This window comes from Acinetobacter pollinis, from assembly GCF_015627175.1.
Classification (GTDB): Bacteria; Pseudomonadota; Gammaproteobacteria; order Pseudomonadales; family Moraxellaceae; genus Acinetobacter; species Acinetobacter pollinis.
Map to the genome: position 1 here is coordinate 1 of NZ_VTDQ01000017.1, position 18249 is coordinate 18249.

Below are 18249 nucleotides of genomic sequence, written 5' to 3' on the forward strand. Positions count from 1 at the left end.
TTAAAAGGTTTGCGTGGGCGAGTTCTTTTAACCTCAATTCGTTTTTTCCAGCTCAAAATTGTATTTTTATCAATTTCAAATTGTGTCGATACCGCTCGTATGGAATATCCTTCCTCAAGCTTCGCTATCACTTTTCGTCTAAAATGTTCTGAATAACTCATTTTTAAATTGTCTTATATTTTTGATTGTTTGACTATAGCATTAATTCTCAAAGATATTTTTAGAAATCATTAGATACAAGAAGATAAACTCTTCATATCAAAAATATCACTCAGTAGATAGTAAAAAATTTTACTGCCTACATAGAAAATGATGCTCAAGAAAGTTTAAAATTCATATGACTTTCAAATGACTACCTCTTCAAAATACTTACACTTATATATAGAGTTGTTATTACGTAATTACATCAAAAAATTGCAGTTGTTACTTCCATTTGGGTTAAATTGAATATCATTTCTCTAAGAGTTTTGCTCATGCAACTTAAAAGTATTCATCAAATTATTTTACTACTTGGTGGAATATTCTTTTGTCAGCTTAGTCAAGCGACTCCTGCCTCTCAAGCCTCTATCAACCAGTTATTTAAGGTATTACAGATTAAAGAAAATACTCAAGCAATGATTAAACCTCAGGAGCTGAAATTACTAGGTTTAGACAAAGAGTCTTATTGGAATAATATAGAACCACAGCTTAAAGAGCTTTACAAAAACAACCTATCCGAAGAAGAACTTCAAGCGCTTAACCGTTTTTACCAAACACCAGAAGGTCGTAGTTTATCTGAAAAGATGCCTCAATTGAGTCAGCAAACCTACAAAATAGTTATTAAAAATATGATGAGCAATAGTAATATTAGTAAAGGGCTTTTTAATATGCTTGGCATTCAACCATAAATAGACTAAGGTTAAAATGATAAAATATCCATTTAAATAAAACACTCATTTTAAAGGAAATGGGATGACCAAAAACTATTTTACATCTACTTTAGCCATATTTACTTTTGCAATAACATCCATGAGCTATAGTCATGCAGCATCACCAACCGAAGAGTTAATGACGCTCACACATGTACAGGACACGATTAACCATACATTTGACAGTATTGTGCCAATGTATAGACAGCAAGCTACTCGTCTTGTCCAACAACATACAGGTCATACAAATTTCACTATAAAAGATCAACAGGCCGTAGAAAGAATTACACAAAGTATGCTTTCTAACTCTCAGGCATACTTACAGCGTATGAATATCATGCAAAGTATCCAAGGCGTATATGCAACTTATTATAGTGATCAGGAAATACAAGCCTATCTTAAGTTTCTAAAATCGCCTGAAGGTCGCTCAATTATGAGCAAACAAGGACAGATTAATGGTGCAGTAGAACAACAACTTGCTATGGCCATTTCTACAGTTGCAAAGAGCCCTGGTTTCCAACAGAAAATTGCTCAAGATACTCAGGCTATTTTAAGTCAGTTATCAAAAAATTAAGAATATAAAAAAGCGCGCCTATTGCGCGCTTTTTTACAATCTATCGAATTAAGCAGATTTTGAGCCTACAACTTTTAATTCAGATTTTTCTGGTTCTTCAATATCAGCTTTAGGCTGACGTGTCGACTTAAATTCAGGTTGAGCACCTTTATTGACAACATCATCTGTTACAACAACAGTACCCACATCTGTACGGCTTGGTAAGTCATACATTGTTTCTAAAAGCACATTCTCTAAGATAGAGCGCAAACCACGTGCACCTGTATTTCGATCTAATGCTTTTTTCGCAACAGCACGTAACGCAGATGGTTCAAATACTAAATCTACATCTTCCATATCAAATAAATGTTGATATTGACGTGTTAATGCATTTTTAGGCTCAGTAAGAATTTGCATTAATGCTTCTTCATCAAGCTCTTCTAGAGTCGCCAAAACAGGTAAACGACCGATAAACTCTGGAATTAAACCAAACTTTACAAGATCATTGGCTTCAACTTGACTAAAGAGTTCAGACACTTGTTTTGCATCATCTTTCTTTTTGACTTCTGCATTAAATCCAATACCACCTTTTTCTTGGCGCTGTTGAACAATTTTTTCTAAGCCAGCAAATGCACCACCACAAATAAATAAAATATTTGAGGTATCTACTTGAATAAGTTCTTGCTGTGGATGCTTACGACCACCTTGTGGTGGAATAGATGCAACCGTACCTTCAATCATTTTTAATAATGCTTGTTGTACACCCTCACCAGAAACATCACGTGTGATCGATGGGTTTTCAGCTTTACGTGTAATTTTATCAATTTCATCAATATAGATAATGCCTTTTTCGGCCTTTTCTACATCGTAATCTGATTTTTGCAGTAATTTTTGTACAATATTTTCAACATCTTCACCTACATAGCCTGCTTCTGTAAGTGTAGTTGCATCTGCCATCGCAAAGGGAACATCTAATAAACGTGCCAAAGTTTGAGCAAGTAATGTTTTTCCTGAACCCGTTGGGCCAATCAGTAGAATATTACTTTTCGCAATTTCAACATCATCGCGTTGGCGTTCAGTATCAGAAACTTTTAAACGTTTATAGTGGTTATATACTGCAACAGACAATGTTTTTTTCGCAGTATCTTGCCCAATGACGTACTGATCTAATGCAGCACGAATTTCATGTGGTTTCGGCAGTGGCTTATTCGCCCAATCGCCTGAATCCGCTTGTTGACTGGTCTGAACTAAATCTAGGCATACGTCCACACATTCGTTACAAATATATGCGTCCTCACCTGCGATTAACTTACCTACTTCAGCTTGTGTTTTACCGCAAAATGAACAATGCTTTTGTCCTTGAGGATTGTCGGACATACTTACTCCAATAAATGATATTTAACTTATGGGCGTTTATTTAATACAGCATCAACAAGGCCGTATTCTTGAGCAGCTTGAGCCGTCATGAAGTTGTCACGATCTGTATCTCTTGCAACTGTTTCATAGTCTTGTCCGCTATGTTCAGCCATCAAGCGGTTTAAACGCTCTTTAATAAATAAAATTTCACGTGCATGAATTTCAATATCAGATGCTTGACCACGGAAACCACCAAGTGGTTGGTGAATCATAACACGTGCATTTTCTAAGCAGTAACGCTTACCTTTTGCACCTGCATTTAATAAGAAAGCACCCATAGATGCCGCCTGTCCCATACAAATTGTAGATACATCTGGTTTAATAAATTGCATTGTATCGTAAATTGCCATACCAGCAGTAACAGAACCACCTGGCGAGTTAATATAAAGATGAATATCTTTATCTGGATTCTCAGCTTCTAAAAATAACATTTGAGCGACAATCAAATTCGCCATATTATCTTCAACTTCACCCGTTAAAAAAATGACACGTTCACGAAGTAAACGAGAAAAAATATCAAAAGAACGTTCTCCACGAGAGGACTGCTCTACCACCATTGGAACGAGTGCATTTTCTATATTTGGAACATACATGAGTTTATTTATTCCTAAAATTTTTTGTTACTTACTTACGATAACAATATGAGGGATAATCTCTCAAATTGCAAAACTATTCCTTGTTTTAATTGTGAATAGCTTCCAGTAATTGGACTGATTTTATACAGCATTAACAAATCTGTAACATCACAAAAAAAGGCGCTCGATTGCGCCTTTTTTTACACACAAGAAATTAACCTTGTTGCTGACGAGCTTGTTGTTCTTTTAGTAATTCTTCGTAAGAAACTGCTTTTTCAGTAACTTTTGCAGAATTTAAGATATGGTCAACCACTTGATCTTCTAAAATAACAGCTTCAATTTGTGAACGTTGTTGCTTGTCATTTTTGAAGTATTCAATAACTTCAGTTGGATCTTCATAAGAAGAAGCCATATCGTCGATGTAAGCATCAACACGTGCTGCGTCTACTTCAAGTTTAGCATCTGCAAGTACCTTGCTTACAAGTACACCTAATTTCACAGAGCGTTCTGCTTGCTCTTTGAATAAGTCATCTGGAAGCATGCTTGAGTCAAATGCTTTTGCACCTTCAGCACCAAACTGTTGAGTAAACTGTTGAATCATTTGCTGACGTTGACGATCAATTTCTTGAGCAACCATAGCAGAAGGAAGTTCAACTTCGTTTGCTGCAACAAGTGCATCAAAAGTTGCACCCTTCACTTGGTTACGTAGACCATTTTTCACTTCACGTTCCATATTTTTACGAACGTCAGCTTTTAATTTTTCTACGCCATCTTCTTCAGTTAAACCAAATGTTTCTAAGAATTCAGCATCAATTTCAGGAAGTTTAGGTTTTTCAACTTTCTTCACATTAATTTTAAACTGCGCTTGTTTACCTGCAAGGTTTTCAGCTTGGTAATCTTCTGGGAAAGTTACATCAATTACTTTCTCTTCGCCAGCTTTCATACCAATGATGCCGTCTTCAAAGCCAGGAATCATTTGACCTGAACCTAACACAAGTGTGTAATCTTGTGCTGCGCCACCTTCAAATTTTTCACCGTCAATTGAACCTTCGAAATCGAAAGTCACTTGCATGTCTTTTTTCGCCATACCCTTGGTATTTGCCCAAGTTTGACGCTGTTTACGTAAATTTTCGATCATTTGATCTACATCTTTATCATTGATTTCAGATGTTTTACGTTCAACTTCTAAGCCATCAAATGCGTTTACTTCAACTTCTGGGTAAACTTCTACAGTTGCTTCATAAACCAAAGCATCATCTTTATTTTCAACTTTTTCAATATTTGGCATACCAACAGCATTAATTTTTTCTTGTTGGATTGCTTCAAATACTGTGTCACGGATTACGTCATTGACAACTTCTTGATAAATGCCAGCACCATATTCACGGCGCACAACATTTAAAGGAACTTTACCTGGACGGAAGCCGTTGATTTTTGCAGTTTTGGCAGTGCGCTTTAGACGAGCTTCAAACTGCTCGTTAACACGGCTCGTCGGTACAGATACGTTTAAACGACGGGCAACGCCCGAAACCGCTTCAGTCGTTACTTGCATGGCTTCCTCTATTCACTTAACTGGTTAGTAATAACAAAATTTTAAAAGTGCCACATTATATTCTATAGCAACAAGATATACAAAGTTTTGCTTATTTTTTGTCTGACCATAGTAAAATTAAGGCCATAATTGAATAATTTCGACAATTTTAAAGGGAGATCCCTTTCTTCTTTTCATATAGGCGTTCATCTTACAGATAAGTTCTAATTTAAAAAAAAGCAACAATCTAATTTTTTTTAGATGTAATTTTTAAATTTAAAAGAAATCTCCATAAAAACATGATTAATAGGAAAATCTTTTAAATCTCAAATAAATTTGAACCAGTTCACGTTATTTAGTACTATTATTGTAAATTTTAACACTTAATTGTAACTATGACTTTACATAAAGATTTACTTAAAAATGTGGAGTGGAAAGATTTACTTATTTTAAAACCTAAAGATATTTTATTAGAGCTGAGTCTTTCTCTCCCATGGCTTATGCTTTCATTTTATTTTGCGTATAAAAATAATTATCTCTTTGCTTTACCATGCTCTTTTATGTTTTTTCTTACAGGCTTAAGACAAGTACATAATGCTTTTCACTTTGCTTTAGGTATAAGTAGACCATTCACACATAAGTTCATGTATATGTTAAGTCTATTAATGCTTGGGTCAATGCATGCAATACAAATCAATCATTTAAGACATCATCAACATTGTATGACTGAAGAAGATATTGAAGCAAAAAGTGCAAAAATGCGCTGGTGGCAAGCAATTTTATTTGGCCCATTCTTCCCCATCCTATTACATAAAAAAGCCCTTGAAGTCGCCACACCTTCTCAAAAAAAATGGATTACTCTTGAGCTAATCGGAAATATAGTCATCTTAACTATTGTATTTACTGTTTTAGATATTTCTTTTATCAAATATCATTTTATAACCATGCTTATTGGACAATGTATGACAGCGTTCTTTGCAGTATGGACCGTACATCACGATACAGAAGACCATGTTTATATGGCACGTACATTACGTCACCCTATAAAAAGACTTATCACTTATAATATGTTTCTACATGTTGAGCATCATTTATTCCCTGCAGTACCAACGTGTAAATTACATATTTTATCTAAACGTCTTGACCAATACTCCCCCAATGTAGAAATTCGTAAAGTCTTTTAAATTCTTCAATCATTATCCAAATTAACACCTTCTTAATTTGGATAATTCAAATAATACATTATATATAAAATATATAAATTACATAGTAAAATTAATTGAGACTTAATATGCTATGAATAATAATTCTTATTATTTAAAATATTATTGTTAATAAAAATAAATGACAAGACATTGATTTAAAATATTTTTTTAATTTTATTTGAGAAAAATAAAAATCTAAGGATTTTTTAATACTGAATGTGTAGATAAATTAACAATTATCATTATTATCTAATAATTAATTACATTACCACACTGAATACACTCATGTCCTTCATAAAAAATCATAAGAAAATTGTTACTTCCACAATCGCTTCATCGCTTTCAATTATTGCAGGCAATGCAATTGCGCAAGAGAATACCAGTCAATTACCAACCATTGACTTACATGCTTCACCTTCTACTCCATATAATGACTTTCAAAGTTTTAAAACAGATCGGTCTGCAAATACAAAATATGTAGCTCCCCTATTAGATACACCTAAAAGTATTGATGTTATTTCACAAAAACTATTGGCAGAAACGCATTCAAATACTCTAACCGAAGCACTACGAAATACCCCAGGAGTTACCCTAGCTGCGGGCGAAGGAGGCACACCGTTTACAGATATGCCCTATATTCGAGGTTATAGTGCGCAGTCTTCTATTTATGTAGATGGCATTCGTAACTCTGTTTCACAAAATAGAGATATGTTTGATGTAGAAAAAGTAGAAGTTACTAAAGGTTCTAGCTCAGCAATTTCTGGTGGAGGTGGTGCAGGCGGCAGTATTAATCTTATTACCAAAGAAGCACATGCAGGCGATAGATATCAAGGGACCATTGCAGGTGGTACAGATGATTATCGCCATATTACACTAGATGCAAATAAAGATTTTGGAAATGGCATTGCCAGCCGTGTGGTCGTAATGGGACATCAGAATGAAAAGCCTGGTGAGAAAGATGGTGCCGAATACAATCGTGTAGGTATTGCGCCAAGTATTGTTTTTGGCTTAGGTACGCCAACAAGAGCACGCCTCAGTTACTACTATTTGCAAAGTGATGATAACCCAGATGCAGGTATTCCTTTCCCAATAAAAGGTGGTGCACCTTATAACGTTGCCAAAGGAACATATTATGGTTGGAAAGGACGCGATTTTGATCGTAGACAAAATCAGGTTGGTACTTTTAAACTAGAGCACGACTTTAATGAAGATCTCAATTTATCAAACACACTTAATTATAATTATGCCTCTACAAACTATATCATGACGAATCCAGATGACTCACAAGGAAATATTGCGAATAATAATCGTATATTTCGTCGTGCAGTCAGTCAAATTTCGTCTACCAATGCTTATAGCGACCAAATGGCGTTATCAGGAAAATTTAATACAGGAGGTATAAAACACAGCTTCAGTACAGGAGCAGATTGGACTTATCAAGAAACAGATACTGGAATTTATGCATTCAATGGCTTTAACCCTAATAAGAGTTTAGATATTCAAGATCAGACAAATAATGGCAACTCAGAAAGTTGTAAGAATCCCACAATAGGCTACTGTACAACACTGAATAATCCAAATCCATATGATACTTATAGTGACAAGGCGACAGCAGTTAAAGGCTTTGCAACAACACGTAACCGTAATGTAGGTTTATATGCTTTAGATAGTATTGAATTTTCTCCACAATGGTTATTAAACTTAGGGTTACGATGGGATCAGTTTAATACAAGTATTAAATACAACTATCCAATTACACTAAGAGGTACACAGTACACAGCTGGACAAGGTGCTTCTAACGATAAAAGCTTCTTTTCTTATCAGGCAGGTTTAGTATTTAAACCAACTGAAAATGGTAGTATTTATGCCAGTTTTGCCACCTCTGCAATTCCTGTTGGATCAGATCAGTTTGACCAAACCGCAACAAGTGCCATTATGTCTGCAAATGACCTAAAACCAGAAGAAGCACGCACTTATGAAGTGGGAACCAAATGGAATATCTTTAAAAATCGTGCAAATGCAACCGCGGCTGTATTTAGAACAGAAAAGCAAAATACACGTATTGGTGTAACAAACTCAGCAACAGGTATTACAACACTTTCAAATGTTGGAACAAGTCATGTAAATGGCTTTGAGCTTGGTCTGAATGGGAACCTTACTGAAAAGTGGGATATCTCTGCAGGATATAGCTATTTAGATAGTAAATTGACTAAAACTTCTTCAGATCTTAGATCACTTGCAGGATTAGGCAAAGCTCTTCCATATGTTTCTAAAAACAGTGCAACACTGTGGACAACCTATAAAGTACAACCACAACTTACCTTAGGTGTAGGAACTCAATATAACGATCGTTCAGTCGTATCGTATGTTGCAAACAGCAATGTGCCAAAATATATTCCAACTTATACCCTTTATAATGCAATGATCAAATATAACGTAAACCGTAATATCGATTTACAGCTCAACATAAACAATATTACAGACAAGCGTTATTTCTCTACAGGACATTATCACTATGCTATGCAGGGTGATGGCCGTAATGCCGTACTTGCTTTAAATTTTAAATACTAAAACGAAGAAGACAGTATGGCCCGTTGAATACTTGCCATACTGTCATAAACTATAAATTAATTAGACGTTTCAGAGAAAAACTCAAGAATCATTACGCCCACTACAATAAACCCAATACCAATATAGGCAGGAAAAGTCAATTTCTGATCTAAGAAAAAATGTGCAACAACGACACAGCCTATCGTTCCTAGACCTCCCCACAATGCATAAACAATTCCAGTAGGTAAATATTTTAAAGCCATTCCTGCAAATACAAATGTAATCGCATAAAATACTAAACTTAATGCAGTCGCCTTATAATTGGTAAACCCATTGGCCTGCGTCAAAAAAAACATCATCAAAACATCGACGACAATAATTCCAAATAAATAAAGATACCCCATATTGGAAACTATGAATGTGCGCATAAAATTCTCAAATTAACTTTTTTTGATACTGTACTTTATCTAACAGTAGAAATAAGATAGATATTTCATAGTTTTAGATATTTTCTAAAAAAGTATATAGTTTATGAGTTTTGTACGTATGCGAACCAAAAAGTTATCGCTTGTGGTTGTTCCATTGTTATTGACTGCATGTAGTCAAAATAATGATATCTTACAACAAGATGTATATAATAATCAGTACAACTGCCAACAAGATTGGCACCCTGATCTGTGTGAGCAGCAACCGAATTCAAATGCCAGCGCTAAAATACTTTTTCTTGGACCACAATATTATAAAACAGTTCGCAAGGTTCGCTACTTAGGAAGTATTATTACTCGTTCAGGAAATAATTATAAAAGCTATCGACCAATTATATCAGCAGCTATTCATACTGGGGCTAAATCAACACCTGTTGCACGTAGGGGCTTTGGCAAGTCTGATCAAATCAATGGCTCAGGTGGAGGATAGCCATGAAAAGAATGATTCTACCAAAGCGTGACCAATGGGAAAAAAAACACATAGATATTGGTTTTGACTATTTTAATCTTCCTTCACGAGACGGCTCACTTTATTGGTCAGAGGGTGTGGCTTACGAATTTACTTTAAAACAAATTGAACAACTTGAAGATGCTTCTAATGAATTGCATCAAATGTGTCTTCACCTTGTAGAAGATATGATTCAGCAAGGTGACTACCCAAATTATTTCCAACTGCCACAACAAGCGATTCCTTTTATTGAGCACTCATGGAAAAATCAAGCGCCTACACTGTATGGTCGTTTTGATTTTTCATACGATGGTCAAGACATCAAAATGCTTGAATATAATGCAGATACACCAACAGGATTACTCGAAGCTTCAGTAGCGCAGTGGCTTTGGATTGAGGATGTTCAGTCTATTCCAAATCGAGATCAATTCAATAGTATTCATGAAGCATTGATTGACCAATGGAGGAATTTATATCCTTTTACAACTACAGTACATTTTGCAGCATGCCAAAGCGCAGGCCGCGAAGATTGGGGAAATTTAGAGTACCTTATGGACACTGCTTTTCAAGCAGGCCTTAATGTCAATGAATTATCTATGGAAAATATTGGATGGGATGGAAAAGAATTCGTCGATCTAAATAACCAAACTATTGAACATCTATTCAAGTTATATCCTTGGGAGTGGATTTGGGATGAAGCCTTTTCACAGCATATCAGTACAAAAACAAATTGGATTGAACCATGTTGGAAAATGCTTTTGTCCAACAAAGCTCTTCTCGTTGAACTGTGGAAAAAGTTCCCAAACCATCCCTTCTTACTTGAGTCTTATGCATATAATTCTCAAACTAATTACGCTGGTAAATGGGTACGTAAACCTATCTTGGCTCGCGAAGGGGCTAACATTCGCATAATACAAGACAATATCGACTTAGGCGAAGCATCGGGTAGCTTTTACTTTAAAGATTACGACCAAAGTGGTTATATTATGCAACGCTGGGTAGATACTCCACTACATCACGGTATGCTACCTACCTTGGGATTATGGATGGTTGGTGATAAGTGTGCCGGCTTATCTTTACGCGAAGATGTATTTGACATCATTGGGAATGATGCACATTTTGCAGCACACTATTTTGTTGAATAATCAAATATTTATGACTAAATTGAATGTAATGCAACACGTTTCATATAAAATACTAAACGTGTAAAAAAGAGAATTTGTAAAAAAATTGTAAATGCAGAGATACACCATTCATACCAATCGTCAAAAGCTGTACCAGACAAATGAAGCATGGAATAAAGACCCAATAACACCAAACCAAATATAATACCTGCAACTGTTGTCTGTACTAGTATTGGGAAAGATAGTGCAGTTATTCTCCCTAAGAAGTGACTTCCATTGTCACCACCATTGGCTTTATACGCACGCTGAATACCATATACGATAATCGTGATGGTTAAAGCACCTTCTACTCCAATAATACGAGTATCCACATAAGGAGAATACATACCATAGTAATAAACCAAGGTAACTAAAACTGCTGTGACCAAGTAATAGTTCTTATAATGTTTTTTTTCTAAAGTATTGGCTGATAACTCATGTGCTAAAGCTTTCGTATTCCAAAAATACATTACTTTATATTCTCATATCTTATATGCTCATATACTTTACGCATGCCTTTCAAAAATTTAAAGTTAATTTTTAAAAATAAGCACTTCAAATTTAAAAAAGCTCATCTAAATTGATGAGCTATTTATTTTAATTAATTACTTCTTTTCTAGGACTTCAACAGGCCCATGATTATCGCAATGGCCATTGTGTTGATGATGTAAATGTCCATCAACTAAATAGTCCACATGATCTCCATGTGGGACAGCTTCATGCCCACAGTTTGGTCCATGCACATGTCCTTTTTCGTGACCTGAGCATTCATGCCCCTGAGTACACTCTTCAGGATTCTGATCATTTACAGGCAGCACATGTTCACCTTGTGTTTCATTTTGCAAGTGACCATCTACCAGATAATCTACATGGTCATCGTGTTTAATTGCAGTATGTCCACAGCTTTTTCCATGTACATGATGATCATTATGTTCTGTTGTCATTTCTATTCTCCATCATTAAGTTGCACATTTTATAAACTACACAACCACCTTAACATAGTTTTTTTAGATTGTAATCTCACTAAGGCACTTCGCGATATCAAGTCATAGTCAGTAATTCATGAATAATATAATCCAAAATTTTAGTATTTATGTTGATCTAACATCTTATTCATTTCGATTTTAATTTTCTTAGGTTTTCCTTAGGAAATTCATAAAATATTCATAATCATTGAAATATTCAATTACAACAATAATAGCATTGGAAATATAGATATAAAAAAATAATATTAAACAAAAACTTACCTAGAATTAATCAATTTTTTCCAATTTTGTAAATACTAATAATTATCATTTATAATAACACTAGCAGTACATATATTAACAAACGGATTGATAAATCTCTTAATTCGTACATGAGGAATCAATGGGATGACGAAGAAAGCCATCAACAAACGTAACCACACCGCAAAAACTGTTGCTCTGGCAATCACTTTGCCTAACCTTGCATTTGCTGCAACATCAGAGGTAACGGACTTACCTACGATTGAAAGCTCCTCACATTCAAACAGCCATTATGCAAAACAAAGCTCCTCTGACAAAAGAACACAAGTTTTAAGAGATACCCCACGTACCACACAGATCATTACCGAAAAAATATTAAAAGAACAAAACCTACTCTCTCTCCAAGATGCGCTTTCGACCACACCGGGTATTTCTTTTGGTGCTGGTGAAGGAGGTGGCGGTTATGGTGATAAAATTACGCTACGCGGATATGATGCAACAAGTAATATTACAGCAGATGGCTTAAGAGATACTGCCCTCACCACACGCAGTGACTTATTTAACTATGATGCTGTTGAAGTCACAAAGGGCGCTAATTCCGTTGAAAACGGCGCAGGTCAAGTCAGTGGCGGGGTCAATCTTGTGACTAAAGCAGCTAAAGATCAAGATTTTAACAATCTTTCTGTAGGCGTAGGTACCGACCATTACACTCGTATAACAGGTGATTTTAATAAAGTTGTGAATGATGATGTTGCTTTTCGCTTAAATGTGATGGGACACAAAAACAACTATGCTGGTCGCGATGAAGAATTAAAGCGTTGGGGTATTGCACCATCTGTAACCTTTGGTATTGGCGAAAATACTAAAGCGACCCTATCTTATGTTCATCAAGAAGACGATAACGATCCACAATATGGTGTGCCTTATTATAACGGACGTGCTGTTCCGGGTATCTCAAATAAAAATAATTATGGATATACAGACTTAGATAATGTTCGAATTACAAATAATACTGGTTTATTAAAAGTAAAAACCGAAATTACAGACAATGTTCAATTTAACTCAGTCACTCGCTTAAGCGACATACATCAAGTTTCTGTCATTTCAGCACCACAAGGAACGTTCTGTTTAGCCAATGGAATGGCACCAACAGCTTATACTAATTCAAATACAACAGGTTATACAAAATGCTCTGCCCCTAGCCAATATATTGTCAGTGGCCCACGTGGATTTAAAAGAGATACAGAAACCAAGCAAATTGCAAATGATAGTAACTTTAAAATTAAGTTTGGTTCAGAATATATAAAAAATACACTCATTGTAGGTGGTGGATTTAGCCAAGAAGATTACACGCTCAAAAGTGGAAGTTATTTAAATAATGCAAATGGTTCAACCAGTACTCGTCCGAATATGGATGTTTACAACCCAAACCATGTTTGGAATAACTCAACAAATTATATCCAAGCAGACAGCCGCAGTGGCTCTGGAAGCTTAGATACCTATTATGGCTATATTTTTAATAACACTAAATTTGGTTCACACTGGTTACTCGACTTAGGTGCTCGCTACGATCGTACAGATGGTGTTTACCGCGATATTAATGGTGCTGTTACTGGTTCTCAAAATGCCAACCTATTTAGCTATAGCGGCGGCATTACATTTAAACCAACAGAATCGACTAGCCTATATATCAGCTATGCGAACTCTCAAAAGCCAACCATTGGTGTTGCAAGTGAAACCTGTACAAATACTTCTGCAAACAACACATGTAATGTTAAGCCTGAAAGCGCTGTAAACTATGAGATTGGGGCAAAGTGGGAGGTCAACCCAGACCTACTTCTTACTATTGCAGGATTTAGAAACGAACGTAATAAAGTTCGTGTTCAAGGCAATGATGGATTTAACTACGTCCTAGATGGTAAAAACTATGTAAATGGTGTAGAAGCTGGCTTAGTCGGAAACATCACGCCTCAGTGGGACATTACTGCAAGTATGGCTTGGATGAAAGGAAAATATGACCAAACCGCAGCAAATGGTGTTCAGGACTTTTCTAAGGGTGATTACTTAACTCAAGTCCCTGAATATTCAGGCAGTCTTTGGACGAACTATAAACTGAATAGTCAATGGCAAGTAGGCTATGGTGCTACATACCAAGGTAAAATGTACTTAAGCACACATACATCTGCAGCCAACAACAAAATTGCTCAAGTACAATCTGAGGACTATCTACTCCACAATGCATCAATTACATATACAATGAATAAAAACTTAAACTTCCAGTTAATTGGGCGCAACCTTACAAATAAGGTATATTACACTCACATTAGAAATAATGGTTGGGCAATGCCTGGTGAAGGAAGACAAGCTGTATTTAACATCAACTATAGTTTCTAATTTGATGCCTTGAATGCTTGCCTTTAACTAGGCAAGCATTTATTTAGGAAAATTATGATTATTCAAATTCCCAATTTAATTGGTCTTAAGCATCTCAATGAATGTCGACAACTTTTACAAAAATCACCGTGGATCAATGGCAAAGAAACAGCAGGTCATCAATCTGTACACTTAAAAAACAACTTACAATTACCTATAGATTGTGATGAAGCGCAATATATGGGGCATATCATTCAAACTGCCTTAAAAAATAATCCCCTTGCATTTAGTGCGAGTCTCCCAAAAAAAATTCTCCCCCCCATGTTCAATTGTTATCAAGATCAAGGACATTTTGGCAATCACATTGATAATGCCATTCGCTATAATTCAGAAACACAGGAATATTTAAGAACAGATATTTCATGCACTGTATTTTTCACCAATCCTGACGAATATGAAGGTGGTGAGTTGGTCATTGAAGATACCTATGGAAGCCACAGCATCAAACTTCCCGCAGGACATGCTATTTTGTACCCTTCGACAAGCTTACACAGAGTCATGCCTGTCACAAATGGTGCTCGTATTTCATCTTTCTTTTGGATTCAAAGTTTTGTTGCATCAGATTCTAAACGCCAGATGCTCTTCGAATTAGATCAGTCCATCCAATCTTTAACTCAAGAGTTAAGTACAAATCATAAGGATATTGTGAAGCTGACAGGTTTGTACCATAATTTATTGAGACAATGGAGTGACATGTAATATTCACCGCTAAAGCGATAACTACCATGCCCATAGAACCACACTTAACAAAAATCCCACCTCATCTACTCACCTTACTCGACTATGAACGGGAGGCAAAAAAACATCTCCCCACCTCTTATTGGGCATATTTACAAAGTGGTGCCATGAATGAAATTAATTTAAAGAGAAATCTAAAACAATTCGCCGATGTTAATATTTTACCGCGTGTCCTTAATGATCTTACACACGGTAATACGCATCTAGAAATATTTGGGCAAGACTATCCACACCCTATTTTTCTTGCACCTATTGGTCATCAAGCCCTCTTTCATCCCGAGGCAGAGCAAGCAACCGCATTAGCTGCCGAAGTAATGCAAAGTAATATCATATTAAGTACCTTTACCAATACACCATTACAGGCACTTAAAAAGGAAAACCCTTTTAAGTGGTTTCAACTGTACTGGCAAGGCAACCGAGAAAAATCATTACAACTCATTCGACTTGCAGAGAAACATAACTACAAAGCCATTGTCATTACAGTAGATGCACCACATAAAGGTATTAGAGATACTGAAAGACAGGCACAGTTTGACCTACCTCCAAACATGTATCATCCGCATACAAAAGCACATTTAGTTGCAGAAAATTTACAGCCTCATCAACATCCTCTTTTTGATGGCCTGATGCAACTTGCACCAAAATGGGCAGATATTCACTGGTTAGTAAAACAGACAAAATTACCTATTGTTTTAAAGGGAATTCAACATCCTGCCGATGCCAAAATTGCGCTAGAACAAGGAATTCAAGGCATTATTGTTTCAAATCATGGTGGCCGAGTACTAGATACTACCCCCACCACACTTTCATCATTACAAAAAATTCGTCAAGTCGTTCCTCATAATTATCCACTTCTACTCGATGGTGGTATTCGACGTGGAACCGATGTATTTAAAGCAATTGCTTTTGGGGCAAATGCTGTACTTATTGGTAGGCCATATATTTATGGCTTGGCAACCGCTGGCGCTTTAGGCGTTGCACATGTCATTCGTACACTCAAAGAAGAGTTTGAAATTACTATGGCTTTGGCAGGAACAGCCACCTTAAAAGATATTTCTTCGGACTACATTGCGTAAGAAAACCATTGACAGCTTTTTAAATATCACTTAATTTAAGGACACACCCCCCTAAAACTTACTCCCTAATAAAATTAGATTGTCTATCTACATAGATGATACAGACAGCCTAATGCCACAAAATTTAATAATGTAGCTTTGCAATAACTCTACCCATCATGTATGGCTACAAACAGGAGTACTTCAAAATGTTGGCTGACCCAAGCACAAAATATCGTCGCATGTATCAACGTGTTGACTTGCCAGATCGTCAGTGGCCAAATAAAGAAATTACACAGGCCCCTATTTGGATGAGCACGGATCTGCGTGATGGGAACCAAGCAATTTTTGAACCAATGAACATCGAACAAAAATTTAAAATGTTCCAAATGCTTGTCAAGATTGGTTTTAAACACATTGAAATTGGTTTTCCATCTGCATCTCAAACAGATTTTGACTTTACAAGAAAACTCATCGAAGAAAACCACATTCCTGAAGATGTATATATTGAGGTTCTTGTACAAGCACGCGACCATTTAATTGCACGCACTTTCGAAGCCCTTCAAGGTGCAAAACGTGCAATTGTGCATATTTATAATTCGAACTCGCCAACATTTCGTGAAAAAGTACTGAACGTAGATATTGCTGGTGCAAAAAAACTTGCAACCAATGCTGCCGAAAAAGTGAAAGAATATGCATCAAAACAACCTGAAACTGAATGGGTTTTTCAATACAGTCCAGAGTGTTTCTCTGCTACAGAACTAGAAGTTGCAAAAGATATCTGTGATGCTGTGACAGAAATTTGGGATGCACGCCCAGAGCAAAAGGTTATTTTAAACCTTCCTGCAACTGTTGAAGTTTCAGGTCCAAACGTTTATGCAGACCAAATTGAGTGGATGCATCGTAACTTAGCACGTCGTGAAGGTGTACTTATTTCCGTGCATTGTCACAATGACCGTGGCTGCGGTATCGCAGCGTCTGAACTTGCCATTTTGGCAGGTGCAGACCGTGTCGAAGGTTGTGTCTTTGGTAATGGTGAGCGTACAGGTAACGTCGACATCGCAGCTATTGCATTAAATATGTATACACAAGGTGTTTCTCCAAAGTTAGATTTCTCAAACATTAACGAAATCATTGCAACTGTAGAAGAATGTACTGGACTTCCTGTTCATCCACGCCACCCATATGCAGGTGACCTTGTATTTACAGCCTTCTCTGGTTCACACCAAGATGCAATTAAAAAGGGTTTCGAATTCCAAAAAACACAAGAAATTTGGGATATGCCTTACTTGCCAATCGATCCTAAAGATTTGGGTCGTGACTACGATGCGGTTATTCGTGTAAATAGCCAGTCTGGTAAAGGTGGTATAGCTTACTTATTAGAATCTAATTTTAATGTTACCTTGCCTCGTCGTGTACAAATTGAGTTTAGTCAAATTGTACAAGCACATACAGACAATACGTCTAAAGAAATTACAGCAGACGAAATTTGGAAGCTATTCAAAGCAACCTATGTCGATATTAAAGATAAACATTACAGTGCAAAAACATATCGTCTTTCTACAGAAGACAATGATCAAGTCATCGACTTAGAAATTGAAGTAAATGGTGAAACGCAACATTTACAAGGTCGTGGCAATGGTCCAATTTCTGCGATTATTAATGCACTTCAACTTCCAATTGATGTCTTAAACTATGAAGAGCGTAGTATTAGTTCTGGTGCAGATGCAAAAGCACTCGCATTACTTGAAATTCAAGTAAAAGGCAGTGGTCGTAGTGCATTTGCGGCAGGTATTCACAGCAATACCATTACTTCACCTATTGAAGCGATTATTGCGTGTACAAACCGCTTGATCGATCAAGGCGTTCTTAGCACAGCAGATATTGTTTCCGAAGCTGTTTAACAAAAATAGTTATTTTAAAAGGATACCCAAGTTGGTATCCTTTTTATTATTCATGATTT

17 protein-coding genes are annotated in these 18249 nt (G+C 36.2%); 10 read left to right on the forward strand and 7 right to left on the reverse strand.

From position 1 onward, the window contains the following. Positions 1 to 161 (reverse strand): helix-turn-helix domain-containing protein (locus I2F23_RS07955; RefSeq protein ID WP_213014676.1); only part of this gene is annotated, 161 nt, incomplete at its 3' end. Positions 162 to 473: 312 nt separating this feature from the next. Here I2F23_RS07955 and I2F23_RS07960 point away from each other — a divergent pair. Continuing rightward, positions 474 to 887, forward strand: coding sequence for a DUF2059 domain-containing protein (locus tag I2F23_RS07960; RefSeq protein WP_195772065.1), 414 nt, complete (start codon positions 474 to 476; stop codon positions 885 to 887). Between the two features lie 64 nt (positions 888 to 951). After that, entirely contained in the window at positions 952 to 1482 is a 531-nt protein-coding gene (locus I2F23_RS07965; protein ID WP_195772066.1) for a DUF2059 domain-containing protein, read from the forward strand. 48 nt (positions 1483 to 1530) lie between these two features. Here the strand turns inward: I2F23_RS07965 and clpX are convergent, their stop codons facing one another. The 3 genes from clpX to tig all read right to left on the reverse strand — a co-directional run bounded on the left by clpX (position 1531) and on the right by tig (position 5004). After that, positions 1531 to 2838, reverse strand: coding sequence for an ATP-dependent protease ATP-binding subunit ClpX (gene clpX / locus I2F23_RS07970; protein ID WP_195772067.1), 1308 nt, complete (start codon positions 2836 to 2838; stop codon positions 1531 to 1533). A 26-nt stretch (positions 2839 to 2864) separates the two neighbouring features. Further along, positions 2865 to 3470: an ATP-dependent Clp endopeptidase proteolytic subunit ClpP gene (clpP, locus tag I2F23_RS07975; RefSeq protein ID WP_195772068.1), complete on the reverse strand. Its 606-nt coding sequence runs from the start codon at positions 3468 to 3470 to the stop codon at positions 2865 to 2867. A 196-nt stretch (positions 3471 to 3666) separates the two neighbouring features. Then, on the reverse strand, positions 3667 to 5004 hold the full coding sequence (gene tig / locus I2F23_RS07980) for a trigger factor (protein WP_195772069.1): 1338 nt from the start codon (positions 5002 to 5004) through the stop codon (positions 3667 to 3669). A gap of 374 nt (positions 5005 to 5378) precedes the next feature. Between tig and I2F23_RS07985 the strand changes: the two genes are divergently transcribed. Both I2F23_RS07985 and I2F23_RS07990 read left to right on the forward strand, forming a co-directional pair. Continuing rightward, positions 5379 to 6167, forward strand: a complete 789-nt coding sequence (locus tag I2F23_RS07985) for a fatty acid desaturase (RefSeq protein WP_195772070.1) — start codon at positions 5379 to 5381, stop codon at positions 6165 to 6167. A 306-nt stretch (positions 6168 to 6473) separates the two neighbouring features. Next, positions 6474 to 8759: a TonB-dependent receptor gene (locus I2F23_RS07990; protein WP_195772071.1), complete on the forward strand. Its 2286-nt coding sequence runs from the start codon at positions 6474 to 6476 to the stop codon at positions 8757 to 8759. A 56-nt stretch (positions 8760 to 8815) separates the two neighbouring features. Here I2F23_RS07990 and I2F23_RS07995 read toward each other — a convergent pair whose 3' ends face one another. Then, positions 8816 to 9166: a DMT family transporter gene (locus I2F23_RS07995; protein WP_195772072.1), complete on the reverse strand. Its 351-nt coding sequence runs from the start codon at positions 9164 to 9166 to the stop codon at positions 8816 to 8818. A 103-nt stretch (positions 9167 to 9269) separates the two neighbouring features. Between I2F23_RS07995 and I2F23_RS08000 the strand changes: the two genes are divergently transcribed. Beyond that, entirely contained in the window at positions 9270 to 9653 is a 384-nt protein-coding gene (locus I2F23_RS08000) for a hypothetical protein (RefSeq protein WP_228285997.1), read from the forward strand. Positions 9654 to 9655: 2 nt separating this feature from the next. Then, positions 9656 to 10816, forward strand: coding sequence for a glutathionylspermidine synthase family protein (locus I2F23_RS08005; RefSeq protein ID WP_195772074.1), 1161 nt, complete (start codon positions 9656 to 9658; stop codon positions 10814 to 10816). A gap of 14 nt (positions 10817 to 10830) precedes the next feature. Here the strand turns inward: I2F23_RS08005 and I2F23_RS08010 are convergent, their stop codons facing one another. Next, entirely contained in the window at positions 10831 to 11304 is a 474-nt protein-coding gene (locus tag I2F23_RS08010; RefSeq protein ID WP_195772075.1) for a hypothetical protein, read from the reverse strand. 135 nt (positions 11305 to 11439) lie between these two features. After that, the gene (locus I2F23_RS08015; RefSeq protein ID WP_195772076.1) at positions 11440 to 11778 is read right to left on the reverse strand and encodes a hypothetical protein; all 339 of its coding nucleotides are present in this window, start codon (positions 11776 to 11778) and stop codon (positions 11440 to 11442) included. A gap of 429 nt (positions 11779 to 12207) precedes the next feature. Here I2F23_RS08015 and I2F23_RS08020 point away from each other — a divergent pair, with 429 nt between their 5' ends. From I2F23_RS08020 to leuA, 4 genes are all read left to right on the forward strand, one after another. Then, complete coding sequence (locus tag I2F23_RS08020; protein WP_195772077.1) at positions 12208 to 14454, forward strand: TonB-dependent receptor; 2247 nt, start codon at positions 12208 to 12210, stop codon at positions 14452 to 14454. Positions 14455 to 14508: 54 nt separating this feature from the next. Continuing rightward, on the forward strand, positions 14509 to 15192 hold the full coding sequence (locus I2F23_RS08025) for a Fe2+-dependent dioxygenase (protein ID WP_195772078.1): 684 nt from the start codon (positions 14509 to 14511) through the stop codon (positions 15190 to 15192). A gap of 26 nt (positions 15193 to 15218) precedes the next feature. Next, the gene (locus I2F23_RS08030; RefSeq protein ID WP_195772079.1) at positions 15219 to 16307 is read left to right on the forward strand and encodes an alpha-hydroxy acid oxidase; all 1089 of its coding nucleotides are present in this window, start codon (positions 15219 to 15221) and stop codon (positions 16305 to 16307) included. Positions 16308 to 16495: 188 nt separating this feature from the next. Beyond that, positions 16496 to 18190, forward strand: coding sequence for a 2-isopropylmalate synthase (gene leuA, locus I2F23_RS08035; RefSeq protein WP_195772080.1), 1695 nt, complete (start codon positions 16496 to 16498; stop codon positions 18188 to 18190). Positions 18191 to 18249: the final 59 nt, after the last annotated feature.